Origin of the sequence: Pseudomonas sp. ICBG1301 (genome assembly GCF_016918385.1) — a bacterium.
Classification (GTDB): domain Bacteria; phylum Pseudomonadota; class Gammaproteobacteria; order Pseudomonadales; family Pseudomonadaceae; genus Aquipseudomonas; species Aquipseudomonas palleroniana.
Genome location: NZ_JAEKGB010000013.1, coordinates 20,984 through 45,947, shown reverse-complemented (window position 1 = coordinate 45,947; position 24,964 = coordinate 20,984). Strand labels below are relative to the sequence as shown.

The following is a 24,964-nucleotide window of genomic DNA, read 5'->3' as shown; positions in this document are numbered from 1 at the left end:
TCCTGTCAGCCAAGCAGCCGCGCCAGCTCTTCACGGCAGTAATCAACAAACAACTGCACCGGCTTGGTCAACGGCGCCCGCCGCAGCCATACCGCCGACAAGCCCGACCCGGTGACCGTCTCGGCCAACGGCACACACACCACCTTCTGCCCGTCATAGGCGTACTCCGAATACGGCTTGGTCACCAGGATCGAAAAGCCGAACCCCCTGCCCACCATGCCCCGCACCATCTCGATCGACGGCGAGCTGAACACGATATTCGGCGTCAGCCCACGTTCTTCAAAGATGCTCACGAAGTAGGTCCGACTGGGCAGCACATCCAGCAAAATCATCGGCTCCAGCACCAGGTCCGCCAACGACACCTTGGCCTGCTGCGCAAAGCGGTGATCGGCCGGCAACAAGGCATACGGCTGTTGCGGCGGCATCAACGGCGTCGTCTCGATGGTGCCACCCAGGTCATGCTCGAACAGCATCGCCATATCGATACTGCCCGCCGTCAACGCTTGCACCAGCTCTTGTTGTTCGCCGTCGCGAATGCGGATTTCCACCCCCGGCCAACGCGCCTTGAAGCCTGCGATCAAGCGCGGCAGATACAACGGCGCCACGGTTTCAAAGCAGCCGATATCGATCTGCCCCGCCACTACGTCATTGTCCGCCAGGGCGTTCTGCTCGAACTCATGGGCCACCCGCAACAGCTCCAGCGCCTTGCGATAAAACCGCGCGCCGCTGGGTGTGAGCGACACCCCCTGCGCGTGATGGCGGATAAACAGCTGCACGCCAAAGCTGTCTTCCAACTGCTTGATGGCGGTGGACACCGACGGTTGCGCGATATACAGCTTGCGCGAGGCCTCGGCGACGCTGCCGCATTCGGCCGTGGTTACAAAATATCTGAGCTGGCGCAGATTGTAAGCAGCCATCAGAACCTCCAGAAACGTGGGATTTCGCCCCAAACAAGTGCGTGAAAATCGGCTTTTTTACGAGGATTCAAGTGCATGCAACATACCGGAGCAGAATCCGCCGCGAGCTATATTTTTTAAGGTCTATAGCAACAAACTTACTAATTTACCTCCCTGCGCCCATTGCAGATGATCCCTCCAACAACAAAGAAAGCGCCTCTCCGTGCGGCGCACAGCGAAGTACGTCAACGTACTCACCTTGCCTTGGAGCTCGTCATGGTCACCACTGCAACATCCTCCGCCCCGCTTATCGAAAAACACACGATTGGATACGTGCCCCCGGAAGATCGCCACGGAAAGGTAAGAGACCTGTTCACCCTGTGGTTCGGCGGCAACATCGCGCCGTTGCCGATCGTCACGGGTGCGCTCGGCGTACAACTGTTTCACCTGAACCTGCTGTGGGGCATTGTCGCCATCCTCGTCGGCCACCTGGTCGGCGGCGTGTTGATGGCCTTGCATTCGGCCCAGGGCCCGCAGATGGGCATCCCGCAAATGATCCAGAGCCGCGCCCAGTTCGGTTCGCTCGGCGCATTGCTGGTGGTGGTGATTGCCGGCGTCATGTACGTCGGCTTCTTCGCCTCCAACATCGTGCTGGCGGGCAAGTCCCTGCACGGCGTGGTCGACAGCGTACCGGTGCCGGTGGGCATCGTGATCGGCGCGATTGGCTCCGGCGTGATCGGAATTATCGGCTACCGCTTCATCCACGTGCTCAACCGCATCGGCACCTGGGTACTCGGCGCCGGCATCGTGCTGGGCTTCGGCTACATCTTCACCCATGTGCAGACCGCAGACTTTCTGACCCGTGGTGAATTCAACCTGTCCGGCTGGCTGGCGACCGTGTCGCTGGCGGCGCTTTGGCAGATCGCCTTTGCCCCCTATGTGTCGGACTACTCCCGCTACCTGCCGGCCGACGTACCGGTGGCGTCGACCTTCTGGACCACCTACCTGGGCTCCGCACTGGGCTCCAGCCTGGCCTTCATTTTCGGCGCCGTGGCCGTGCTCGCCACCCCGGTGGGCATGGACACCATGGACGCCGTCAAGCTCGCCACCGGCGCCATCGGCCCATTGATGCTGGTGCTGTTCCTGCTCAGCGTCATCAGCCACAACGCCCTCAACCTGTACGGCGCGGTGCTGTCGATCATCACCTTGGTGCAGACCTTCGCTTACCGCTGGATACCCACCGCCAAAAGCCGTGCGGTGATCTCGGTGCTGGTGCTGGCCGCGTGTGCGATTGCCGCCGTGTTCGCCTCCAAAGACTTCATCGGCCACTTCGTCGACATGGTGCTGGTATTGCTGGTGGTGCTGGTGCCGTGGACGGCGATCAACCTGATCGACTTCTATGCGATCCACAAGGGCAAGTACGACATTGCCTCGATCTTCCGCGTGGACGGCGGCATCTACGGCAAGTACAACCCACAGGCGCTGCTGGCCTATGCGGTAGGCATCGTGGTGCAGATTCCGTTCATGAACACACCGCTGTACGTGGGCCCGATTTCCGAGCACATCAATGGCGCGGACCTGTCCTGGGTGGTGGGATTGCTGGTGACGTCGCCGCTGTACTTCTGGTTGGCGAGCCGGGACAGCGCGTATAAGCGCCGCATGGAGGGGGGTAAGTTGGTCAGCGGGGTCTGACGTGCGCAGGCTTGGCGATAGATCACCTGTCGCCAAGCCTGCTTACACCTCATTCAAAAACCTCGTCACACTACAAAGCGATTGACCAACTGATTCAGGTTGATCGCCAGTTTTGACATTTCACCGCAGGCACTCGCGGTCTGGCTGGCACCCGCGGCACTCTGGGTGGCCAATTCGCGAATACTGACCAGGTTGCGGTCCACTTCACGCGCAACATGCGACTGCTCTTCGGAGGCCGTCGCGATCAGCAGGTTACGTTCGTTGATCTGCACAATCGCCGTGGAAATCTGATCCAGCGAAGTACTGGCCTCTTGCGCCACACCCAGTGATTCAGTCGCCAGGTCCCGGCTCGTGTTCATCGCCTTCACTGCCAGGTCCGATTCGCTCTGGATGCCGGCGATCATTTGCTCGATTTCCTGGGTCGACACCTGGGTGCGATGGGCCAAAGCCCTGACTTCGTCAGCCACCACCGCAAAACCACGACCTTGCTCACCGGCGCGTGCCGCCTCGATCGCGGCGTTCAACGCCAACAGGTTGGTCTGCTCGGCAATCGCCCGAATCACATCCACCACTTTGGTGATGCTCTGCGCACGATCCGACAACCCCTGAATCTGTTCGCTGGTGTTTTCAACGTTACCGTTGAGCTTCTGGATCGATTGCAGCGTCTGCGCCACGCGTGCCAGGCCGACCTCGGTATAGCCCTGGGTACGCTTGGACTCCTCGGAAGCCGACTCCGCGTTGCGAGCGACCTCATCCACGGCCGCGCTCATTTCGGTGACCGCCGTGGCCGCCTGATTGACCTCATCATTCTGCGCCACCAGGCCCCGGCTCGACTCTTCCGTGACCGCCGTCATCTCCTCAGACGCCGAGGCCAACTGAGTAGACGAATCGGAAATCTGCATGATGGTACTGCGCAGGTTCGCCTGCATCTGCGCAAGCGCCTTCAACAAACGCCCGGCCTCATCCGTGCCGCTGACCAAAACCTCCTTGGACAGATCACTGCCGGCGATACGCTCCGCGACCGTCAAGGCATCATTGATCGGCGAGGTAATGCTTCGGGTCAGCAACAGCGCCAACCCCACCGTCAGCACGATAACCCCGGCAATCAGCCCCACGATCAGCCAAAACCCGTTGTTATAGACACTGGTGGAATACAACCCCGCCTCCGCTGCGCCATCATTGTTGAAGGTGGTCAACGCATTGATCTGCGTCTCCATCGCATCAGTCAGGGGCCGAATGCCACTTTTCACCAGGCCGGCCGCTCCCTCCAGGTCGCCCCGGCGCATCAATGGCTCGAGCAGATCCAGTTGACGGATGTACGCCTCGGCGCTGGTTTTCACCGCCGTGTATAACGAGCGCTCTTTATCGCCCCCAACCAGAGGCTCGTAATTCGCCACGGCTTCGGTGAACGCCTTACGGTAACCCGGGAAGGCTTCAAGAGTTTTTTGAATGGACGTGGGGTCAGCCAGACCCCGCTGCGTTTCAAGCCTCAAACGCAGGACCGTGCTGTTCATCAACGCCGTTTGTCGGACGCTGGCCATCCAGTTGAGTTCGACGTCCTTTTCGGAATCCTTCAGCTTGCCCATCTGCATGACTGCGAATACGCCCTGCACAAAGACAAGCGCAATGATTAACGCGAAAAAAAGCGCAGCGCGTGGGGCTACGTTGAGATTTCTGAGGCGCATGCGGGATACCTGTTTTTCGAGGGGGGTGGTGGCGTTCAATACTGTATCGACTTTGGGGGGGAAAGTTTGAGGGTGGTGGGTGGTCGGGTAACGAGCTTGTACAAACCGTTGCTTAGCGATGGATTTTTTGCCCGAGAGGCTGGGCGGTGATCTCGGCGTGTGCGATGGGCAAGGGGGGAAATGGTGGCAGTTGAAAAGCGGTGAAAGACTTAGGCGGCTATCGGCCAGAAGCGATCATTCCACCTGCCTGCCAAATTAGGGCGTTTCAGACTTCGGTGCGCGCTTGCAGTGCGTCGTAAGCATGCAACTACACTCTGTGTAGTGAGCAACTTAAGGACAGCACATGGACATCACTATTCAGCGCAAGAAGGGAACGTTTGACAGTGCCTATGGCCAGGCTATCCCGCTGGCAATCTTGTTTGATGGCGCGATTGTGGGCCGCCTGGAAACGGGTGAAACATTATCTTTGGACCTTCCGGACGCTTGCGGGACGTTGCAAGTCGGTATGCTCGACCCCAGAAACTCGCCTTACATTGGAAGCACGTCTGGTGAGCTCATTTCGACCAGCAATGTACAGAGGGTTAGCCCCGGACAAGCCGTTCAGTCTTTTTCGGTAAAGACCCGGAAATGGGTGTTCTTTGACGTGCTGGGTTTGGCTGGCTCAGCGCCGTTCAACCGCTGGGTACTGGCGCTAGAGACCGATCAACTTTAGGACGCTTCTGACAGGCTTCAATCGGCCAAAAGCAGGCACTCGCAAGTGTCCGTTATCGACCCAAAGCTGACGGTGGCGGCAGGTAGAAATCGGCCCTGAGCAGACATTCAAGAGACGACGTCAGTGGGAATGCTACTAAGCACCTCATAGGTCAACCCAGCCTCAAAATATGACGCTCTCCACTCAAGGAATCCTACCCCTGGCTCGCACAACAAGAGAACGGTACATCCAGCCCCCCATTGAAACCCTTTCCACCACGGCGATATCTCCAGGAGCCACCTCCCGCGAGTTCATCCAGTCCGTGAGTACCAACGCTGCCCGATCAATAGTGACCGGCTTTATGATACTGCCCTTGAAAAGGGTTATACCGTCTAGCCTGAAAACTGATCGTTTATTCGGGAATTCCGGTCACCGTATGCACTACGCGCATTGCACAAGGCGGTCGCGCCCCTTCCGGGTCAAGCTGTTCGCATTTTTTCAGCAGCGGATAGGCATCGGCAAACTTCATAGCCGCCACCTGTTCGGCGTGCTGCTGCGAAACAAAGCAGCGCTCGAACCGGAAAGCGGCATACACCTCGGGCCGAAGTGCCGGATAATCGTAAACTTCGTCGACGATACTCTTCAGCATCTGGGACATCTGCCCGTTGGCTGCGGGGGAAATCCTCGTGAGCAGTTCATCTTTAGCGACGCCCGCTTGCCTGGCCTCAATAGCTTGCTTCGACGCGCTGATGGATGCCTGCATTCCCTGCGGAAACGGACAATCAGACTCAGCCAATGCCGAGGCCGACCCCATGCAACTCAGTAAAGTGAAAACAGCGGCCATCCTTGTCATGAAATTTACTCGTACGTAGCTAGGGCCGCAGATTCTAACCGATACCAGTTGATGATGCGTTCCATTGACCTGGTCCGTTCTGGGTCGGTTACTGACCGCCAGGCGCAAAATCAACGGTTTCATCAATGACGGATAGGAATGCCTAAGAACGAAAAGGCCGGAGTTGCCCGGGGCTGTAGACTGACAGCGTTTGGCCGATCGCTGCCCGTAACCAAGGGCAGAAATCGCCCAGACACGAACCTTTGCTTCAAAGGGAGACATCCCCTTTTCGAGTGTCACGCTTGAGGTTACTTGCCATTCCCCATACGCCTTTTCACCCTGTAACAGTCATTGATATCGAGCGCCTTTTGATAATATTCCGAGCGTTGTGCACGGTTACTGTCCCCCTGTAACCGGTAAATTTCCGCTTGGTAGTCACGACTGCTGCCCCACTGCATGGCCAGGCCCACAGGATCTTCCCGCTTGCACTCAAGCTTCACAACAGGCTGTGGAAAGTACTTCTCATAGATTGGCATTGTAGTCTCTATGGCCTGTAATGCTGTTTGGTACAGAGGCGTGTCGGTGTATGCAAAACACCAGGACGAAATCTCAAGTGCCGGTGGAGCAAAGCCATGAGCAAGGCTTTGTTCAAACAAGGGGCAAGCTTTCTCTTTAATGACTTCGCCCGGATACAGCATCACGTAGATCAGCCCGAGACGATATTGGGCTACGGGATGATCAAGGGCGGCTGCCTGCTCAAGCAGAGTGATCGCTGGCTTTAACAAGGCGCCGGCTTCATCGATCAGGGCCAAAGAGCGCTTCTTCTCCTCTGCGCTTGCCGTTGGGGTGTTAGCCTGTACTGCTTCGAGCTTGCTATTCGCCTGTTGTAAATACGGGACAGCTTGCTGATAGAGGCTCTCACCGCGAGGGTCAATATGAAATGTGTTGGCCATGCACGAAAGCGATAGCAGGCACCCTGCCAGGGTGTAGCTCCAGCGATTAAGAAACATTGTTTACTTCCTTGCAGCACATCATTTGAGAGCAGCGCAGCCTACCGATAGTTTTCGCTAAAAACTACTTTCCCGGATTTTGACTCCCTTGTCTGATGGTGAAGAGCACGATATCAATATCGTCACCAATTCCGCCCGGATCATGGTGCAGGATGTGACGGATGTGTCTACCGTGAATGAGCAGCGCGGGCTTGATTCGCCCGCTGTCGCTTGATGTGATTTAAGCTGTGGAAAAAGCCCGCTTTGGCGGGCTTTCTGATTTTTGGTGAGCAGCCCAATCGCACCTTGAGCAAGCCCGGCTAGGCACGCGCCCCTCCAGGAGTTTCTTCCAGTGTCCGAAACGCCAAACGTTTCACGTTGTCCTCGCCTTAAGGTGGCCTGGTCGCTGACAACTCAGTGATAGGGTTTAGTAGCCCGCGTGACAACATGAAGTGCATGAGCCTCATCGATCAGATGTTCTTGTCTGTACTTGATGGTGGCTGTGCGCAGGGCGCCCTCGGGCACGCCGGCTTTGTGTGTTCCCCGGTCTACTAACCTGCGTACAGCTGCCACCCTCTCGTTTAGTAGCGAAAAGGTGTTGGCCCTAACACAGGTACAACACACATGTTCAAAGTCACCCCCAACCCTCCAAACGGACCCGACCTGAAACTGAATCAGGCGGCGCACCGCGCAATTGATCATTACCTCAACGCACGCACCGAACGGCCAGAACCCCCTCCTCCACCTTCGAAGACCCTGTTCAGCGTCGCCGACGATGCCAACAGTGAAATGCTGATTGCCAATAGCTATGAGACTTTTTCTTCGGTGACCGCGTTGTTGCTTGACCTGTCGGATGAACTGACGGGAAAACAGCGAGATGTGGCGTTGGCGATTCACCAACTCAGCGAGTTGGGCGTATTGCTGATGGATAAGTTGATGACGCACGAGGCGGCTATCAGCTAGACGCTTTACCCACAAAAGGTCGCCGAGTCGTCCCAACCTATGCAAAAACCCGGCGACCTCTTGCATATATAGCCGGCGCACGATCTTCTACAGGCTGTCCCCGTTGCGACCTCAGAGCATGATTTGATCCATGAGAGATACCCCCTACACACTGTTCATGCGCTTTCAGACACCCGACCCTGACATTGCCCCACGCGAACAGGCGCCGATGCTCGCCCAGGAGCAAGCCTGGGCGCGGGAGCACGCGTGCAGGCACCGCTTCAGCTGGATCGAAGTGTTGGTGCCGCCGCTGTGCTTTGGCCCTGTGTTGCCGGGTATCGCGTTTTTACTGGGCCTGTTGCTCTATCGCTCGTTATTCGCCCCCGACCTGGATATTGACCGGATCGTCGGAGCCTCCTTTGGCTGGCTTGCCCTCGCGACATTGCTCTTCATGGCGGGCTGGGGGTTACGCAACTTCTTGCGCGATACCCGCGACCCGACCAAACGCTACTGGCGGTCCATGCCGGAGCAAGGGTTGGCCGAGCTTGAGCACCATCGCCTGGTATCCGGCACCAGCCTGTGGTCCTCCGATTATGATCCGGACTGCAACACCCTCATGCAATGGACAAACGGCAAGCTTGAATGCGTGCAACACAGCGGTGTGACGCAATGGGTCCTGGCCAGGACGACTGCGGGCCACTGGCTGGTGCTCAAGGAAGAATACGCGGGCAACTTCAACTATGGACGGGTTGGCAAAATGCCCACCCCGGACAAGCACATGCAGCCCTGCCAGGCGCTGACGATCGCCTTTGCACCCGGCACCAACCTCTCTCTCGGAAGGCGTTTCAGCGGTGCGCCGATGCCATTGGTCGACACGCCGTATTGGCTGTCTGCCGATGAACTCAAGCGCCTTGTCGAGGTGGCCCATCACTGGGCCTTTTTGCCCCCGGACCGTTACGCCGTGGTCAATCAGCAGGATGCCGAGTGGGTGCAACGGCTGGCGGACAAGGCGCAAGCCAGCGTCGGCCCCCGGCCGGACGAGACAGCCAGCAATCGGCCAGAAGCAGCCCTCTAGACCAACTTGTGGGTGCTCCTTCTGTGGCTGAATCTCCACCGGAGTAACACGCTACAATTCGACGAACCCGACCACGATTGTATATTCGCGAGAAGCTGGAAACGGCAAAAGACGGGTCATCGTAACCTTCATATTGCCCATCACCGAATTCTCCGGCACTGGGCGCGACACTGTGCAACTGTGCAACTGTGCAACTGTGCAACTGTGCAAGCGAACTCGACTTCTTCCTAGATCACATTATGTATGCGTTCACGTGGCTCTCCATAGTTCACGTAACTCGCTCGTGAACGCTGTTCCACTTCCATATGCCTACTGCACGCTCGTTATATCTGCCAACAGTTGTTCGAGCCCTTCCGGAGTTGAATAGAGGTTTTCCAGTGCCGCAACCTCAGCCAATTGGCCTGGCGAAAGCTCCCTTTCTTCATGCTCCAGCTGGTCGCGCATTTCATCTTGATTTTTCGGCAGTTTGCGTTTCAAAGCTACGCGCAAGAGCCCGCACGCCTTGAGCTTGTTACGTTCGAAACCTCGACCGGTATCTACCTGCACTGCAAGGATCGCGGTTGCAAAGGCATGGCCTTGCGCAGCAGCCTTGAGCAACCACCTATTCGCTGTCGGGTAGTCGACCGGTATTTCATCACCCTTGCTGTAGAGAACGCCGAGAATGAACTGTGCATCGGCCCGGCCTTGCTCGGCGGCGCGGGTAAACCACTGCAGGGCGGCGGGTACATCCTTGGGTGTGCCGCTGCCACTGAGCATCGCGGCGCCCATCAATTCGTAAGCCTTGCCACTGCCGGTGTCGGCTGCCTGAGCAAGTAGCTTGACCGAGCGTTCAAGATCGACCGGCGCGCCTCTGCCATGTGCGTAAATAGTTGCCAGTTGTATGAGTGACTCGGCATCCCCTTGAGCACTGCCTTTGCTTGCCAAGGCGAACGCCTGTTGATCGCTCGCCTCAACGCCATCACCTCGGTAGTAAAGCCTGGCGAGGTCTCCTTGTGCTTTTGCATGCCCTTGTTCGGCGGCTTTTTGAAACCACATGGCGGCCTGGGCAAAATTCCTGGGTTGATCCGTGCCTGCGAGATTGGAAATACCCAGGAAATACTGGGCATCCGGGTTTCCGTGCTCAGCCGACCGAGTGATCCACTCCAGGCCCTTGGAATGATTCACCGCTACGCCGCGCCCGTAGTAAGTGAAAAAACCGGTTTTATACTCAGCGACGGGTTCGCCGTTTTCAGCGGCGCGCAAATACCACTGTGCGGCCTTGACCGGGTTTTTATCGACCACCAGGCCTTCGTCGTAAAAAGCCCCAATCATCAACGTGACGCTATACGGACTGCGCCATACGGTGATAGCGAGCGTGATTAAAAGATAGGCCAGACAGCCGAGGAGCAACGCAACCAAAGGAACGACAAACCGGCGCAAATTCGAATCCATTCGTGAAGTGTGGGGGGGCATTGTAGCGACGCTCGTGAGCGGGGGCATAGGTGCCTTTTTACAACAGGTTTAACCTCACTCGGCGCTGAAAAGCGTCGACCCAAGTCGGGCGTGCCATCAACAACACCGTCGTCGCCGACAACAATCCGGCACAGCATCGATTGAACATCCATCCCAAAGGGAAAATTGCGGCATGTGGGTGGTTGGGGATCACTGATTGCGCAAGGAATGCAGTGAAGATCAGGATCGCTTTCGGATTACTCGAACCTAGGTTGATTAATCGCTTACCGGATGGAAGCTTTCGGCCAATAGCGGTCGGTCAGCATTTACGGAAATCGAGTTCCTGCTGTATCGCCCTAAAAATTTGGCGGACGCAGTGAAAATGGTGGATGAGTCGGTGCTGATCTACAACGGGGAACGGCCACATCTGTCCCAGAAATACAAAACGCCCAATGCGGTGCATCGGGCGTTTTGAGTCTGAAATGGGTGTAGACCTATTTCAGGACTAGACAACAAACTTAGGCCAATTTCAACGACTGCTTTTGGCTGACTTCTGCCGGTCAAAAAAAGATCTCCGAGCTGCCACCTTATGCAAAAGCCCAGCGACCTCTTACATCTAAGGTCGGCGCGCGATCTTCTACATACTGTCCCCTTCCCGACGGCCGGACACAACGCGTCTAGTGCTGCTTACCCAAGCGGAGCGCGGTAGCGATTATCAAGGATTGACCACCGGAATAGCTGGCAGCTGAAACCCGTCATCCACTCTTTTTTGGGTGAAGTCGTCACCGCCGTCTTGCGCCTTGCTCCGATAAGTAGTGGCTGTTAGCTCAATGATTTCATACGCGTCATTCAGATGAGGGTTTCCTGGGTTGGCGGGAGCAATCAGATCCCCCACTTTTTTCCCGGTAGTGATGGTGAAGTAGATCTTGCCGGAAACACCCCATAGGCCGAATTCCTGTTGCTCAAACCATTGGCCGGATTTGTCGGTCACGCGAAACATCACGATGAAGGTGCCATTGGCTCGACGCTCACTCAGTTGCTGCATACGTTTACCGTCGAGGGTTGTTGCTTCGCCATACCATTTACCGATCATCAGGGCGTGTTCTTGTTCCTGAAGGGTGGAGAGGGGCTTTTCGGTATGAACAAGGGGTTGTTGACTGCAGCCGAACAGGCACGTGAAGGCAAGTGCAGAAGCGAAAATCTTGAACACGTAAATTCCTTTGCGAAAAGGGGATGGATTTATTCCTGAACAATGTCTAGTTCTAAAATAGGTTTATACCTTCTGATCTGTTTTCAGGAGGAGGTAACGAAATCAACAAAAAGGCGTATTCAGCGAGCACTAGACAGGGCTTCAGAGCGCGAATTAATGAAAACGCCTGCCACCCTCACCCCCTCTGCTCGAATCGCCGCCGCTTTAGGAACAACCCCACCCCCAGTGCAACGGCAAAAACCGACAGCAACCCCAGGTCAAACCCAAACCAGCGGGTTTGGCTCGCGGCAACGCAGCCGACCGCCCCCATCACTACCAGCAGTACCCCTAACCATTTGCGAAGCGGGTACGATTTGAGAAACCGATCGATCAGAAAGAACAGCACCAGAGCAACGACCAGTTGGGTAATATCAGGCATGTGTTTCTCCCGTCAGGTCTTGATGATCAGTGTCGAGGCGGTACGTTGCGGGCCGATGCCGCCATTCACCTGCGCCTCAATACTCACCAGTACGTCGCCTGCATGATAGGTGGGCAGGGTTTCATTCACGTACATGCGCACACCGGCGCCGACCGGGGCCCCCACATAGGGGGAGGCAACATAAGAAGTGGCGCCAGCGAACGCCGAGGCCGCAAGGTTGGCGATTTTGGTGCGTTGAGCGTTGAGAACATCGCCCTGCTGCCGGGTCAGCGGCTTGGAAATGCCGATCATCATCAGGCACGGCAGGTTCTTGGCCAGCATCTTGTCGTACACCTCGACCACCTTGCGGTTGACCTCGTAGTGGGCGCTTTTCGCCTCTCCAAAGTGCAACTCGCGCAGGCGTCCGCGTTCGCTGTCGGTGAGGGTGATCTGCGAGACGTTGAACACGATCCCGTGATTGCCGATGTATTGGAAAGTCCCTTCGAACTTCATCGCACGCATCCTTTCGAGCCAAAAGCGGGAATTATCTAGAAGGCGTGCGCGGGATTCAAATCATTTCACCTGGCTGGCAAGGTGCGATGCCCGCCGTAAGGTGTTGACGGACATAGTAATTGTCGAACTCACTGCTTTCGACGAACTGGAAGCCATGGCGAGTGTAAAAACGATTCGAGGCACTTTCTTTGAGAGCACCTACTTTGATCGGGAGTGCAGCCGCATCCGCAGCTTTGAAAATGTGAGTGAGCACAGCAGAGCCGATCCCCGAACCTTGCGCGCTCGGCCTCACGTATAAGTGGTCGAGCACAAGTTCAGTGGGGTGGTGTTTGACCACTACAAAGCCAACCCTTTCTCCAGCAAGCTCAATGTAATGTGTGTTGTGGGCTTCAAAGCAGCGAACAAACCGCTCGCGCGCCCGCACTGGATCAAATCGCCCGATGCGCTCCAAACTTTCGCGCATGGCCTCAATTCGAATGGCAACAAGATCGTTCAAGTCGCTTTGTTGAGCGCGGACTAACGTCACTGGGAAGTGTTGATTGGGTTTGATCGGCATATCGAATCGATCCTGAATTCGTAGATGTTCAATGCGCGCTTTTAGCCGACTATTGCCTTCCGTGAAGGGCTACAACCGACCCTGAGCAGACATTCAAGAGGCGACGTCAGTGGGACTGCTAAGCACCTCATAGGTCAACCCAGCCTCAAAATATGACGCTCTCCACTCAAGGAATCCTACTTCTGGCTCGCACAACAAGAGAACGGTACATCCAGCCTCCCCCATTGAAACCCTTTCCACCACGGCGATATCTCCAGGAGCCGCCTCCCGAGAGTTCATCCAGTCCCTGAGTACCACCGCTGCCCGGTCAATAGTGATCAGTTTTATGATACTGCCCTTGGAAAGGGTCATACCGCCTCGCCTAAGCTTGTGAACGTATCTGGTTTGTAAACCTATTTGGAGATTTAAGGAAGGTCTGCTCTTGGCCGATAGCTGTCTCACAGGAGCAGCCACTAAGCTTGGAAAAATCTATCGGGCCGGCATGGGTAAAGGGCACTGGACGCCACGCCGTCAATGATTTCCTCGCTGGCAAGGCGCCCGACTATCGCCGCCAAAGTAATTCCGGGGTGCATTGCGCAAACATACGCGCCGACCACCTTGGGTAGATAACCGATAATGGGGATACCATCGGCAGGTATGGGTCTGAGTCCGACACAAGCGCTCTCCACCTCTATTGAATTGACCCCATGGAGTTCGTTCCGGATTGCCTTGGCAGTTCGAAGTGCGATCGCTAACGGTTGGTTCTCCATGGCTTCGTCCAGGTAATCTTCTGCCGCCAGCAACGCACCGTCCGAGCTTTGCCTCACTTCCATTTCGGGGCCGGAGATCAGGGTATGCACGAGGTTGGGTTGTGGTTTGTAGCGGATGAAAATGGCAGGCGAGGCCTCTATTGGTAGGGACACCTCAAGCATATCTGTCAGCTTCGTTATGCCTGTCCCGGCTGCCAATACGACGATATCGGCATCGATGCTGCCTATTGTTGTTTCAACCCCGGACACCTTTGCACCCTGCGTTACAAAACCGAGAACTCGCGTCTGAGTGAGAATCTTCGCCCCATATGCCTCGGCGCCCGCGATTAACGCATGCGTAGCTGCCACTGCGTCGAGCGCCCCTTCTTGCGCCACAAATAAAGCAGCCTCCGGAGGATTCTTAAGATTTGGCTCAAGGTCGAGAATCTGCGATCGAGAGACCCAGTGATCCGATGCCTGCTTACCCGAAGTCGACAGCGCCGCATTCGGCATCACGCTGTATGACAAGGCGCCTGTCCATCGTATTTCCATGCCAGGCAACTGTGTTTCGAGTCGGCGGTACTCTTTGATGGCAGAAGCGCGCAGTTGCGCAATTGGGTCAGGTTCGGGGTGTGTAGTATTGATCCAGGCGAATGAACTCCCAGTTACTCCAGACGCTATACCTTGCGCCTCGACCAAGATGACTTTCGCACCTTTACCAGCCAGGTGATACGCAAGTGACGCGCCTACGATGCCTGCACCAATGACAACGACTCGTTTACCTTGGCCATTTCCCATATCAACCTCCGTTTTGTCGACGTGCCGATGGTACGACAGCTGGATGCTTTTTGAATGTCTGCTGCTGGCCCAAAGCGGAGGCTCATGAACGGCCACTTTCGGCCAGAAGCGGTCATTCTGAAACCCTCCCTTTTTCCTAGCTGAAAGCGGAGCGGCGCGTAGGCTAAATTGGATGACCTCAGTGCGATTGCATCCAGCCTGCGGCAGCCCAGTCCAAATTTTCGGGTATCAGGTAGCGGTTACTGGCATCGGCCAGTCTCTGATTAGCCGTTTCTTCTGCAACCTTGAAAAGCCCTTTGGAGGCTTCAGGGTCGGGGATAAGGCTGCTGTGTTCGGCAGGGCTCAGGAGCCATTGGCTGGCCTTTGCAGGGTTCAGTTTGGCTTTGCCACCGCTAACCTGAATGGCAACAAACTCCTGCCGCATGCGTTTGCCTTGTGGGCCTTGCCAGCGCAGCATGGCTCCAAGGAGTGCTCCCTCGCCGAGTTCTGGTGCTTTGAGCATTGCAGCCAGACCGCCAAAGTCGTGCTCGCAGGCTTTGCTCAGCAAGTACTGCATCAGCTTGGAGTTGAGGTCGAGAATGTGGGTGTCTGGGCGATTTGCGGCGAGCATGCGATCTAAGGTCACGTCCATACGTTGGGAGGCTTTGGGGGAAAGCCCCATACCGCGCATCACTTGCTCGGACAATCGAATACGCAAAAGCCGCTCTTTGTGGCTGCGCTCCACGACCTCGATACCCAGTTGTTCGAACATTCCTAGGACGAAGCTGTAGAGGTGCTCGACTGTGATTTCCAGCTCGTCGCGTAGCTCATTTGGGTCGCTGGTGGCGGCGTGGGCAAACAGTTCTCGTTGTTTGGCGGCAGCGCTGCGAGCCTGTTTCAACGCTTCATCGATACGCTCTCGTGTTCGGTCGATGCCAAGTTTTGTGGCTTGTTGCAGGATATCTTCCACATCGATCAACTCGGCCAGTTGACCGAGGATTTCGTCTTTCAGGCCATCATTGAATTCATGCTGTTGAACCTCGGCCAGGTCATTCACCACGCTGTCGATTCGCTCATACATCAGGTCGACGATATTCTGATCCAGGCTGTCGGTTTGCTGGATGTTGAACACGACAACCTTCTTCTTCTGTCCATAGCGATACAGGCGGCCAATACGCTGTACGAGGCGCATGGGGTTCCAGGGCAAGTCATAGTTGACCATGATGTGGCACTTGCTCTGGAGGTTGATGCCTTCTCCACCGGCCTCAGTCGAGATCAGAAAGCGCCCCTGTTCCTCAAAGCGCTTAATGGCCTCCCGTCGCTCAGCATGCTGCATGGAGCCATTGATTAGCTCGACCTGGCCGCTGCCATAGTGCTCAGCCAAGGCATCCAGCAGGTAGTTCTGGGTGGTGCGGTATTCGGTAAAAATCAGCACTTTCTCGTCAGCATTTGTTGCGTGAATTTTGCCGATGATTTCTTCGATAAACAGCTTCAGTTTAAGGTCATTCGCCTTTAGTGCGGCGGCCTCAGCAATCAGATCTTTCAGCAGCTGCACCTCGCCCGCAAAGAACTCGCGAGCGTCGCTGGTGAACTGTTCTTCCCATTCTCCCAGGTAGCGCTCATCGCTGGGGTCTTCAGCAGACGTACCGTTTGCTTGATCGTCGAGCAGGCGCTGGAGGCGATTACACAGGGCTCGGTGAATGGCCGCTGCGCTGGAGGCCGCCAGTTTGCGGTAAACCGTCATGACGAACCCAATGGCGTTGCCTTTACGGCCTAGCGATTCGCCTGCGCTGTAGCCTTTGCGCAGATAGTCCTGAAGCGTTTTATCGAACTCGACGGACTCCAGGCTGCTGGGCACCTGCAAAGCCTTGGTGATCTTACCTTGGAATATGAAGTTCCCTTCTGCGTCCGTTACGTCGGCTTTGTGGTTGCGGAATACCATGTCATGCAGGATTTCAGGCTTCAGGTTGAGCGCCATCAGTTCGGTACGGCGTTCAGGACGAAGCAGCTCTAGCAGTGCGACGAACTTGTCCTGCATGCCCTGGTGAGGAGTCGCGCTCAGCAACAGCATGTGCTTGGTTTGGCTGCGTAGGTTTTTCGCCAGGTCATAGCGCTCAGAGCTGTCCAGCTTTTGCCCGTACTGGCGGCGGCTGAGTCGATGGCCTTCGTCAAAAATCACCAGATCCCAAGGCTCGGCCTGGAGCAGGCTTTCCAAGTGACCCTCCTGCTTGAGCCGATCCATGGAGCCGATGACACAGTCGTGCATCTTCCATTGGCGGGGTTCATTGATGAAAAAGTCCTCACCATAGATCTCGAAGTCTTCCAGCTTGAATTTGTGATACAGCTCTTCTTGCCACTGCTTGGTCAGGCCCGCGGGGGTAATCAGCAGGATGCGTTTGACCAGGTCTCGTTGTCGCAGTGCATGGAGCAGCATGCCGGTCTCGATGGTCTTACCCAAGCCAACATCGTCCGCAATCAACCAGTTGAAGTTGCCGGAGGCGAGGATGTGGTGCACCAAATGAATCTGATGAGGAAGCGGCTCAATCTCAAGGTGAGAAAGGGCGCCAGTGTTTTCATTCCATACTTTGATGGCATGGGCCAGCATGCGCAGGCGCATGCGTTCGGCATCGTGTGCTTCGCCTTTGCTGGCGGTGACAAAGCGATGTTTAACGCCCTTTACCTGACGCAGGTATTGATAGGGTAGCCAATGGCGCTCACCACGCTCAGGAAAATCGACCAATACCTGCTCGCTGCCTGCCAAGGTGCGCTGCTGCATGATCACACCCTGCCCTAGTGAGCGAACACCGCTACCAGGGGTTTCGTCGACCACGTCCATGCCATTTTTAAAGCCCGAGCGCACGGCAGATGCATCGACATAGGCCAGCTTCTTCTCCGGACTGAACCAGTGAACCTGAAGCTGATCTTCGGCCTCTTTAGCAATGGCCATTTTTACCACGCCACGGCGTTCATTCTGGCCGCTGGGTAGTGTTTGGCTGACCCAGCAACCTGGAACATGGGTAAGTCTGAGGGGCTTCATGGGCTAGTCCTTACGGATCAATGCTTGGCGAGGGTTGGTCGGTATTTTGTGTGTGCAAGGTGGAAGCAAGAGGCGCTGCTGACCATTGAGGCGCTGCTTCATCAGCATCATCGTCACTGCTCTCTTCCTCGGTCTCAATGTCGCTAGGCATATCTGCATCATCGGCCTGTTTCTTCGAGCGTTTTTCTGCATTGAGCGACGGCGTTTCCTCTACTGCTGGCTTGTCACTGAAATAGCAGCTGGGCTCCTGCGGATGTTTGGTTTGAAACACGCCATAGGCTCTAAGAATTTCGGTTTTCTCACACTCCAATGTGTCGTACAGACCTAAATCGCTGTATTCCTCGGCAGGTAGCTCGCGGGGGTTACAGAAGTCAAAGTGCTGGTTGGCGGGTAAGCAACCTTGCAGATTGGCGAATCTGAACCATAGGTATCGAGCAAAGGCCCTAAAAGCGCGGCGTAGGGAGTTGTTCTCATACCAAGTAGCAAAGAGGCTTTCGAGGAAGACCTCAATTTCTTCCACCTGCGGTAGTGACTCAAATGAGCGCACGATCAGCAAGGCTGTAGGCCAGGACAGCACTTGGTGAGAAAGGCGACTACTACCGGTCTTATCAAAAGCTATCCAATAAATATCGTTCTCGGCCCAGATCACCTTGATATGCGCCGCGAGGATTAACTCGTCAGGGGTGAGCCCTTTATCGATTTCTCTCTCCAAGGCAAGACGAGTTGCTCCCCAGCCGCTCATGACAAAAATCTGCTGAACCAGAGGGAGAGTGCTGATTGACCAGTTGGCTCTACCGATCAACTCGGCGGCTTTCTGTAGCGCACGATCTTCGCGTGAGAGTTTGTCGGCTAACCCATCAGCCTTGTCATCAGCTTCAGGATCTTCGCTATCGAAAACCTCATCCGGGTCAAAGGCGTATGCCGCATAGTCGTCACCCAGATCGCGGAAGTCGTCCACAACATCTGGGATGTCTTCTTCCTGCTCTGCCCCAAGCTCGTAGATCGACAGATCCTGTAAGTCATGATCTAGGTCGATGGGATCTTCCTGATCTTCAAGCCCTGAGTTCGGCTCAGGTGAAGTCGGGGTGTTTAGCGCTAGCTCGGTGTGCGCGGGGTAATCCTCATCCTCATCGTTCTCGTCAGATATTTCATCGTAAGTTTGAGACGGGGGAGCAGGAACCTCCGGGGCTGACGATGTTGTAGGCAGCAATGAAGACTCATCGGAGTCCGATGGTTCTGGAGCGCCCAAGTCTGTTGGTTGATCAGGGATTAGTGAGCGCCCAGATCTGTTGAATACCTTGACCTTGGTTAATCCTTCTCCTGCTTCCGTCTCCTTCCGTGGATGGGCGAGCTTGAGAATGGTTTTTGTGGCGGAGGACAGGGCATTCTCATCCCCAGTCACATGCGCATCGGAGGATTCGTCTGTAGCCGCTGGAGCCGCACTTGGTGCGTCACTGGCTTCGGGGTCATCGAAGAATGTTGAAGCTTCAGGCTGCGTTGATTCTGATTGGCCCTCCCACCAGCCGACAGTTTTCAACGCAGGATATTGGGACGCCGTGTTCTGAATGAAGGTAAACGAATCATCGACTATCTCGGTCAACGCCTTGCTGGTCGGCGCTGTTGGGTTTTCTAGGGGCGTCAGATGCTCAGCTGAGTCATTGAGGAATGCCAGGTCACTGTCTGTTGGCAGGCCGTCTGTCGACTCTTCAGGCTCAATCTCGACAAAGGCCTGCTGTTGGCGTTTCAGGAGTAGAGCACGCTGCATGGCCTTTGCCCCATCTATGAGGCGGCCTTGCATCATGTACACGCGGCTGAGCAGATTCAGGGAATCAGGCTCTTCAAACGTATAAATCGCTTCTAGGAGGAGCGACTCGGCAGCCTGCAACTTGCCAGATGCGACCAGGCCGTTGACGTCTTTAATGATCAGTTCTTTGCTGCGGCGCTTGCTCTTTATCGAGAACGTTTGCGGTGCGCGATGCTTTTTGAGGTGGAGAATTAGTTCAAGTCTGCGCCGTATATCATCCGCTGACTGATGACTTCTCAGGAATTCGGTAAGGAGTGCCCTGGCTGTGGCATGCTGCCCTTGAGCAATCAGAAGCGAAATGGCTTGGAGCAGGCCTTCCGAGGAGTGGCCTTTCAAGCACGCACGGATCTTCGTCTCCAGCTCTTTTGGATCCGATGCGGCATAGCTCCACAGTTCGTTTAACAGCGCTTCCCAATCCATTTCCATACCGACTCCGTGATGACACAGCACAGCCTTTCACAAATCGTGTCGTATAGCGTTGGCACTGCCTCATAGGTTTGTGGCCTGTGTCGTCCGTCACATTATCCATAGCGACCTTATGGGTAAAGGCAAACAGCCACCAGAACAATAATTTCTTGTCCGCAGGGCCAACGCTTGCGGGTTGCCTGATACGCATTACATCGAGACGTATCAGGACAAAGTAGGGGCAGAATGACCGCTACTGGCCGATTTCTGCCGGTCAAAAAAGCCAAAATAAATTCGCCCCCTTTTCGATTAGAAGCGCAGGTTTGCTTCGCCCACTGTTGCCTGATGTGATTTAAGCTGTGAAATAGCCCGCCTTGACGGGCTTTCTGGTTTTGTTGAATGGCCCAACCGCACCCTGAGCAAACCCGGCTAGGCACGCCCCCCTCGCTGTAGGCGACTCTATCGCCGACCGCCCCTCCAGGAGTTTCTTCCAGTGCCCGAAACGCCCAGCCACCTCGCCTACACTAAACGTTTCAACGTCGTCCTCGCCTATATCGAAGCCAATCTCGAAGGTGACCTGTCGGTGAATACATTGAGCCAGGTGGCGAACTTTTCGGCGTTTCACTTCCATCGACAGTTCACTGCGTTTGTCGGCGTGCCGGTGTCACGGTATGTGCAGCTGATGCGTCTGCGTCGTGCGGCCCATAGCTTGGCGGGCCTTGCCGAGTATTCGGTGCTGGATGCCGCGCTCAGTGCCGGTTTTGAAAGCCCGGAGGCGTTCAGCCGGGCGTTTCGGCGGGCGTTCGGTATGGCGCCGAGTGTGTTCAGGAAGGCGCCGAACTGGCAGACCTGGAATGCGGTGTTCGCCATCCCTCACTTTTCCAGGACGATCATCATGCAACTACGCATCGTAGTGTTCACTGAAACCCAGGTCGCCGCGCTTGAGCATCGCGGGCCCGCCGGGCTTGTCAATCAGACGACCAGCCGGTTTATCGAATGGCGCAAGCACAGCGGCCAGTCGCCGGTGGCGTCGAGCCGCACGTTTGGCATTCCCTATAACAACCCCGATACCACTCCGCCGGAGGCATTCCGTTTTGTCATCTGTGGCGAGATTGACGAGGCTGTAGCGCCGAATGCGTTTGGCGTGCATGAGCGCGTCATTCCGGGTGGGCGATGCGTGGTGGTGCGGCATGTGGGGTCGCCGGATCATATCGGCGAAACGATCTATCCGATTTATCGCGATTGGTTGCCTGCCAGTGGCGAGGAGCTTCGCGACCATCCGCTGTTCTTCCATTACCTGAGCGTTTACCCCGAGACGCCGCAGGATCAGTGGCAGACCGATGTGTATGTTCCGCTGAAATAGCGTCCGAAAAGGGGACGGATTTACTTCTGAAGGAATCCCGCCCCCTTTTCGCTCAAGCCCAGTTAGAAGCCTCGGCGCCTTGCTCCATTGCCTACAGTTGCGTCAGAATCCGCCGGCCTGTGCGCTTGAGTGGGCGTCTCTAAGGTGGCCTGGTCGCTGACAACTCAGTGATCGGGTTTAGTAGCCCGCGTGACAACATGAAGTGCATGAGCCTCATCGATCAGATGTTCTTGTCTGTACTTGATGGTGGCTGTGCGCAGGGCGCCCTCGGGCGCGCCGGCTTTGTGTGTTTCCCCGGTCTACTAACCTGCGTACAGCTGCCGCCCTCTCGTTTAGTAGCGAAAAGGTGTTGGCCCTCTCCATTATGAGGCGGCCGGCTTTTGCATGATGCGGGCTTTGGCGACGCTACCCGTTTTTAATGCAGATGCGGGCCAACCCCAGCTTCAACAGTTCCTTACGTAGCAGCGAATGCTCAAGCACAGCCATTCCGGCCTGCCATTCGATCAACAGCAAATCGCTCAACTTTTGTTGGCTGACCAAGGGCTCAGCCAGAAAATAGCTTTTGCACTCGCGGATGCTGATGACGTTTAACAGCCAGTCTCCACCCTGCGCCGCCAGCCAGTGACCGACCGTTGAACGATGCGTTCGGATGAGCGCACTGGCGTCCCACACCGCAATCTGCGCAAAAACCTGCGGCAGGTTGCTATCGGCTCTGAGCCGCTTCATATCAACCGCCAAGGCGCCAATCAGATCTGACTCGACAGAGGCTTGGCACTCCGAAAAATACCGCTCAGGCCAATCCGCTTCCAGTTTCGCCCGAGGTGCGAGGACCTCATAAGCCCGGATATCCGATTGGGTTGTCGACTGTCCTGTGAAATTCAGGGTGTTGTCCAGAATCGCGGTGGCCAGCAACGCTGCACTTTTCTGGCTGATCAGCGGCAACAGCCCTGCCGCTTCCCAACGCTGAAAAATCAGAGTCGCCGCCGCGCCGATCGGCAGGATGTCTGCCGCAGATCCGAGCTTCTGCGCCCAATAGTTTTCAAAGCCTGGGTGATGGTCAATGACTTCCACCACCTGCTCAAGAACCACCAGCGGGTCGAAGTGGTGGTAATCGGAGACATCCACCAACACGAACTCATCACCCGCTCTCGGCAGATAATCGTCCAGAGATGATTGCCATCCGAGCACGGTTCTGGAGATGCTGACATTGAGCGGGGCGCTACTGACGGCCCGAGCATCAACACCTTGGTGATTCAACAGCTCGGCGTACGCAATGCAACAGGCATACGCGTCGATGTCCAGGTACGCCGAACCCGAGGTCACCACCCTCATGACACGTGGGTCACAGCGTGAGCTGCCGAGACGTTCGAAGACAGCTTCAGCGCATGGGCGATACCCTCCGGAATCCGCGCTTGCAGCGTACGTTCAAACGCTTCCCGGCTTTTCTGACAACACACCGACATCGGCCTTCCTTAAAATCAATTTTACATAACTAAAACATGCACTTAGATTTGTTTAACACAATGTTACGTCCTCTTGCCGCGGAAAAAATCGCATTTTTTCATTGCAAAAATATGACGAAATCTAGACCGCCAGCCCGAGCGCGCGCTCAGCCAGGCTACTACGGGTATGGATGAAAAACGGCGCGCCGCTCATGGCACTGAACGGAGAATTCAGCGCATGATGCCCCCCCAATCAAGGACGATAACCACAATGAAAACCGCCCTGCACGCCCTGCTCCTGCTGTGCCTGACCGCCGCCGCCTTCGCCGCCGAAAACCCCGTCGGTTTCAACACCGTCACCCTGCCCGACGCACAAAACAACCGGCCACTCGAACTGGCCGTCTGGTACCCCGCCACCACCACGGCCACCCCCACACTGATCGCCGACAACGCGGTGTTCATCGGTGCCCTCGCCGTGCCCGACGCCCCGCCGGCGGCCGGTGAACATCCGTTGGTGGTGCTCTCCCATGGTTATGGCGGTAACTGGGGCAATCAGGTGTGGCTGGCCAGCGCGCTGGCGCATCAGGGGTACATCGTGGCGGCGCCCAACCACCCGGGCACCACCTCCAAGGATCGCAACCCGCACACCGCTGCGCAGTTGTGGTTACGCCCGACCGACCTGAGCCGCGCGATTGATGCGGTGCTGGCTCAGCCGAAGGCATTTTGCGCGGTCGCGGCTGGCCAGATTGCTGCCGTGGGCCATTCCCTGGGCGGCTGGACCGTGCTGGAAATCGCCGGGGCACGCTTCGACCCCGACCTGTTCAGCCGTGACTGCAGCGCCCACCCCAAGCTCGGCGGCTGCATCGGCTATCAGGCGATGAACCCCGCCGGCACGCCAGCCGGCAAGGCTCGGTTGGCCGCCGATTTGAGCGACAAACGCGTCAGCGCCATAGTGTCCTTGGACCTGGGCCTGTCACGCGGCTTCACCGACGTGAGCCTGGCGACGCTGCCGGTGCCGGCGCTGGTGATTGCAGGGGGCGTGCCGTCAGAGGATATGGACCCGCAGCTGGAGTCCGCCGCCCTGGTCAAGCGCCTGCCTGAAGCAACCACGAACTATGTGCAGATCGCCGATGCCACCCACTTCAGTTTTATGTCGATCTGCAAGCCGGGCGGCATGGCGTTGATTGAGGAGAGCTCGCCGGGCGACGGCATGATTTGCCGCGATGGTGAAGGGGCTCGGTCGAGGGCGGTGATTCAGCAACAGGTGGTGGGGCTGATCAGCGAGTTTTTACGCCAATCGTTTCGACCTAGAAGCCGGTATCGACCTTTAAGCATCTAGGACGAGACTGGCGGATAAGGTTGAACCTCTCCCACACGTAGAGGCTCAGAACCCTACATCTTCGGGAGAATTTTATGACCAAGACTGCATTAGTCGTCGGGGCCAGCGGTATCGTTGGCAGCGCCATCACCCAGTTACTGCTCGACCAACAGTGGCAGGTCGCAGCGCTGTCCCGCCAGCCCTCGCAAGTACCCGGCGTGATTCCGGTGGCCGCCGACTTGCAAGAACCTGCATCGCTGCAACAGGCCCTGGCCGATTTGAAACCCACCCATGTGTTCATCACCACCTGGTCACGCCAGGCCACCGAAGCCGAGAACATCCGTGTCAACGCGGCCATGGTGCGCAACGTGCTGGACGCCGTGCGCCCCGCCACAAGCGTGCAGCATGTGGCGTTGGTCACCGGCTTGAAGCATTACCTCGGGCCGTTCGAAAACTACGGCAAGGGCAGCCTGCCGCAAACGCCGTTCCGCGAAGAACAAGGTCGCCTGGACGTGGAGAACTTCTACTACGCCCAGGAAGACGAAGTGTTCGCCGCCGCAAAAAAGGACGGTTTCACCTGGAGCGTGCATCGCCCCCATACCGTCACCGGCGTGGCGGTGGGCAACGCCATGAACATGGCAACCACCCTCGCCGTCTATGCCAGTGTCTGCAAGCACACCGCACGCCCGTTCGTATTCCCCGGTTCCCGCGTGCAATGGGACAGCCTCACCGACATGACCGATGCGCGCCAGTTGGCCCAGCAGCAGCTGTGGGCGGCCACCACGCCGGCGGCGGCCAACCAGGCGTTCAACATCACTAATGGCGATGTGTTCCGCTGGAAATGGATGTGGGCGCAGATCGCCGATTATTTTGGCCTTGTACCCGCAGCGTTCCCGGCCAAACCCTCGCCGCTTGAGAGCCAGATGGCCGATGATCAGGCGGCCTGGAGCGAGATCGCAGCCAAACACGGGTTGAAGGAAACCGACATCAGCCGCCTGGTCTCGCCCTGGCATACCGATGCCGACCTGGGGCGCCCGATCGAGGTGGTCACCGATATGTCCAAGAGCCGGAAGATGGGCTTTACCGCCTACCAGGCCAGCGACCAGGCGTTTTTTGAGGTATTCGATCAGTTGCGTGAAGCGCGGTTGATCCCTTGAAGAAACAGGCCGCCATTCACCGGC

At 56.6% G+C, this 24,964-nt stretch carries 20 protein-coding genes and 3 pseudogenes; 9 read left to right on the top strand and 14 right to left on the bottom strand.

Going from position 1 to position 24,964, the window contains the following annotated elements; translation table 11 throughout:
* Positions 1-5: 5 nt before the first annotated feature.
* A complete protein-coding gene (locus JBE38_RS24385) occupies positions 6-917 on the bottom strand; it encodes a LysR substrate-binding domain-containing protein (protein WP_060752510.1) in 912 nt (303 codons plus the stop codon).
* Between the two features lie 255 nt (positions 918-1,172).
* On the opposite strand from JBE38_RS24385, the gene JBE38_RS24380 reads away from it, so the two are divergent.
* A complete protein-coding gene (locus tag JBE38_RS24380; RefSeq protein WP_060752509.1) occupies positions 1,173-2,588 on the top strand; it encodes a purine-cytosine permease family protein in 1,416 nt (471 codons plus the stop codon).
* Positions 2,589-2,653: 65 nt separating this feature from the next.
* Here the strand turns inward: JBE38_RS24380 and JBE38_RS24375 are convergent, their stop codons facing one another.
* Positions 2,654-4,216 (bottom strand): methyl-accepting chemotaxis protein, encoded by a 1,563-nt coding sequence (locus JBE38_RS24375; RefSeq protein ID WP_446731256.1) that lies wholly within the window; start codon positions 4,214-4,216, stop codon positions 2,654-2,656.
* 400 nt (positions 4,217-4,616) lie between these two features.
* On the opposite strand from JBE38_RS24375, the gene JBE38_RS24370 reads away from it, so the two are divergent.
* The gene (locus JBE38_RS24370; protein WP_205345325.1) at positions 4,617-4,985 is read left to right on the top strand and encodes a hypothetical protein; all 369 of its coding nucleotides are present in this window, start codon (positions 4,617-4,619) and stop codon (positions 4,983-4,985) included.
* Positions 4,986-5,376: 391 nt separating this feature from the next.
* Here JBE38_RS24370 and JBE38_RS24365 read toward each other — a convergent pair whose 3' ends face one another.
* Both JBE38_RS24365 and JBE38_RS24360 read right to left on the bottom strand, forming a co-directional pair.
* Complete coding sequence (locus JBE38_RS24365; RefSeq protein ID WP_205345324.1) at positions 5,377-6,078, bottom strand: hypothetical protein; 702 nt, start codon at positions 6,076-6,078, stop codon at positions 5,377-5,379.
* Positions 6,079-6,104: 26 nt separating this feature from the next.
* Positions 6,105-6,806, bottom strand: a complete 702-nt coding sequence (locus JBE38_RS24360) for a hypothetical protein (protein ID WP_205345323.1) — start codon at positions 6,804-6,806, stop codon at positions 6,105-6,107.
* Positions 6,807-6,888: 82 nt separating this feature from the next.
* On the opposite strand from JBE38_RS24360, the pseudogene JBE38_RS24355 reads away from it, so the two are divergent.
* The 3 genes and pseudogenes from JBE38_RS24355 to JBE38_RS24345 form a co-directional block, all read left to right on the top strand.
* Positions 6,889-7,020, top strand: a pseudogene (locus tag JBE38_RS24355) (fructose-bisphosphate aldolase); the annotation flags it as partial.
* Between the two features lie 389 nt (positions 7,021-7,409).
* Positions 7,410-7,748 carry a DUF6124 family protein gene (locus JBE38_RS24350; protein WP_205345322.1) on the top strand — a complete coding sequence of 113 codons (339 nt, stop codon included), beginning with the start codon at positions 7,410-7,412 and terminating at the stop codon, positions 7,746-7,748.
* A 130-nt stretch (positions 7,749-7,878) separates the two neighbouring features.
* A complete protein-coding gene (locus JBE38_RS24345; protein WP_205345321.1) occupies positions 7,879-8,802 on the top strand; it encodes a hypothetical protein in 924 nt (307 codons plus the stop codon).
* A 309-nt stretch (positions 8,803-9,111) separates the two neighbouring features.
* Here JBE38_RS24345 and JBE38_RS24340 read toward each other — a convergent pair whose 3' ends face one another.
* Together JBE38_RS24340 and JBE38_RS27890 are read right to left on the bottom strand one after the other, a co-directional pair.
* Positions 9,112-10,221 (bottom strand): tetratricopeptide repeat protein, encoded by a 1,110-nt coding sequence (locus JBE38_RS24340; protein ID WP_205345320.1) that lies wholly within the window; start codon positions 10,219-10,221, stop codon positions 9,112-9,114.
* Positions 10,222-10,291: 70 nt separating this feature from the next.
* A pseudogene (locus JBE38_RS27890) lies at positions 10,292-10,504 on the bottom strand (hypothetical protein); the annotation flags it as partial.
* A 66-nt stretch (positions 10,505-10,570) separates the two neighbouring features.
* Here JBE38_RS27890 and JBE38_RS24335 point away from each other — a divergent pair.
* Positions 10,571-10,708: pseudogene (locus tag JBE38_RS24335) on the top strand (IS3 family transposase); the annotation flags it as partial.
* Between the two features lie 240 nt (positions 10,709-10,948).
* Here JBE38_RS24335 and JBE38_RS24330 read toward each other — a convergent pair.
* The 7 genes from JBE38_RS24330 to JBE38_RS27760 form a co-directional block, all read right to left on the bottom strand.
* Entirely contained in the window at positions 10,949-11,443 is a 495-nt protein-coding gene (locus JBE38_RS24330; RefSeq protein WP_244383292.1) for a hypothetical protein, read from the bottom strand.
* Positions 11,444-11,618: 175 nt separating this feature from the next.
* Entirely contained in the window at positions 11,619-11,861 is a 243-nt protein-coding gene (locus JBE38_RS24325) for a hypothetical protein (RefSeq protein WP_205345319.1), read from the bottom strand.
* Positions 11,862-11,873: 12 nt separating this feature from the next.
* A complete protein-coding gene (locus JBE38_RS24320; protein ID WP_104994048.1) occupies positions 11,874-12,353 on the bottom strand; it encodes a hypothetical protein in 480 nt (159 codons plus the stop codon).
* 55 nt (positions 12,354-12,408) lie between these two features.
* Positions 12,409-12,909 carry a GNAT family N-acetyltransferase gene (locus JBE38_RS24315; RefSeq protein WP_205345318.1) on the bottom strand — a complete coding sequence of 167 codons (501 nt, stop codon included), beginning with the start codon at positions 12,907-12,909 and terminating at the stop codon, positions 12,409-12,411.
* A gap of 452 nt (positions 12,910-13,361) precedes the next feature.
* Positions 13,362-14,435: an NAD(P)/FAD-dependent oxidoreductase gene (locus JBE38_RS24310; protein ID WP_205345317.1), complete on the bottom strand. Its 1,074-nt coding sequence runs from the start codon at positions 14,433-14,435 to the stop codon at positions 13,362-13,364.
* A gap of 178 nt (positions 14,436-14,613) precedes the next feature.
* A complete protein-coding gene (locus JBE38_RS24305) occupies positions 14,614-17,031 on the bottom strand; it encodes a DEAD/DEAH box helicase (RefSeq protein WP_104996154.1) in 2,418 nt (805 codons plus the stop codon).
* Between the two features lie 430 nt (positions 17,032-17,461).
* Entirely contained in the window at positions 17,462-19,681 is a 2,220-nt protein-coding gene (locus JBE38_RS27760) for a hypothetical protein (RefSeq protein WP_240202600.1), read from the bottom strand.
* A gap of 472 nt (positions 19,682-20,153) precedes the next feature.
* Here JBE38_RS27760 and JBE38_RS24290 point away from each other — a divergent pair, with 472 nt between their 5' ends.
* Entirely contained in the window at positions 20,154-21,023 is an 870-nt protein-coding gene (locus JBE38_RS24290) for a GyrI-like domain-containing protein (protein ID WP_205345316.1), read from the top strand.
* A 405-nt stretch (positions 21,024-21,428) separates the two neighbouring features.
* Here JBE38_RS24290 and JBE38_RS24285 read toward each other — a convergent pair whose 3' ends face one another.
* Positions 21,429-22,355, bottom strand: a complete 927-nt coding sequence (locus tag JBE38_RS24285) for a DHH family phosphoesterase (protein ID WP_205345315.1) — start codon at positions 22,353-22,355, stop codon at positions 21,429-21,431.
* A gap of 381 nt (positions 22,356-22,736) precedes the next feature.
* Between JBE38_RS24285 and JBE38_RS24280 the strand changes: the two genes are divergently transcribed.
* Complete coding sequence (locus tag JBE38_RS24280; protein ID WP_205345314.1) at positions 22,737-23,804, top strand: alpha/beta hydrolase family protein; 1,068 nt, start codon at positions 22,737-22,739, stop codon at positions 23,802-23,804.
* Between the two features lie 74 nt (positions 23,805-23,878).
* Positions 23,879-24,940, top strand: a complete 1,062-nt coding sequence (locus JBE38_RS24275) for an SDR family oxidoreductase (RefSeq protein WP_090370457.1) — start codon at positions 23,879-23,881, stop codon at positions 24,938-24,940.
* Positions 24,941-24,964 lie beyond the last annotated feature (24 nt).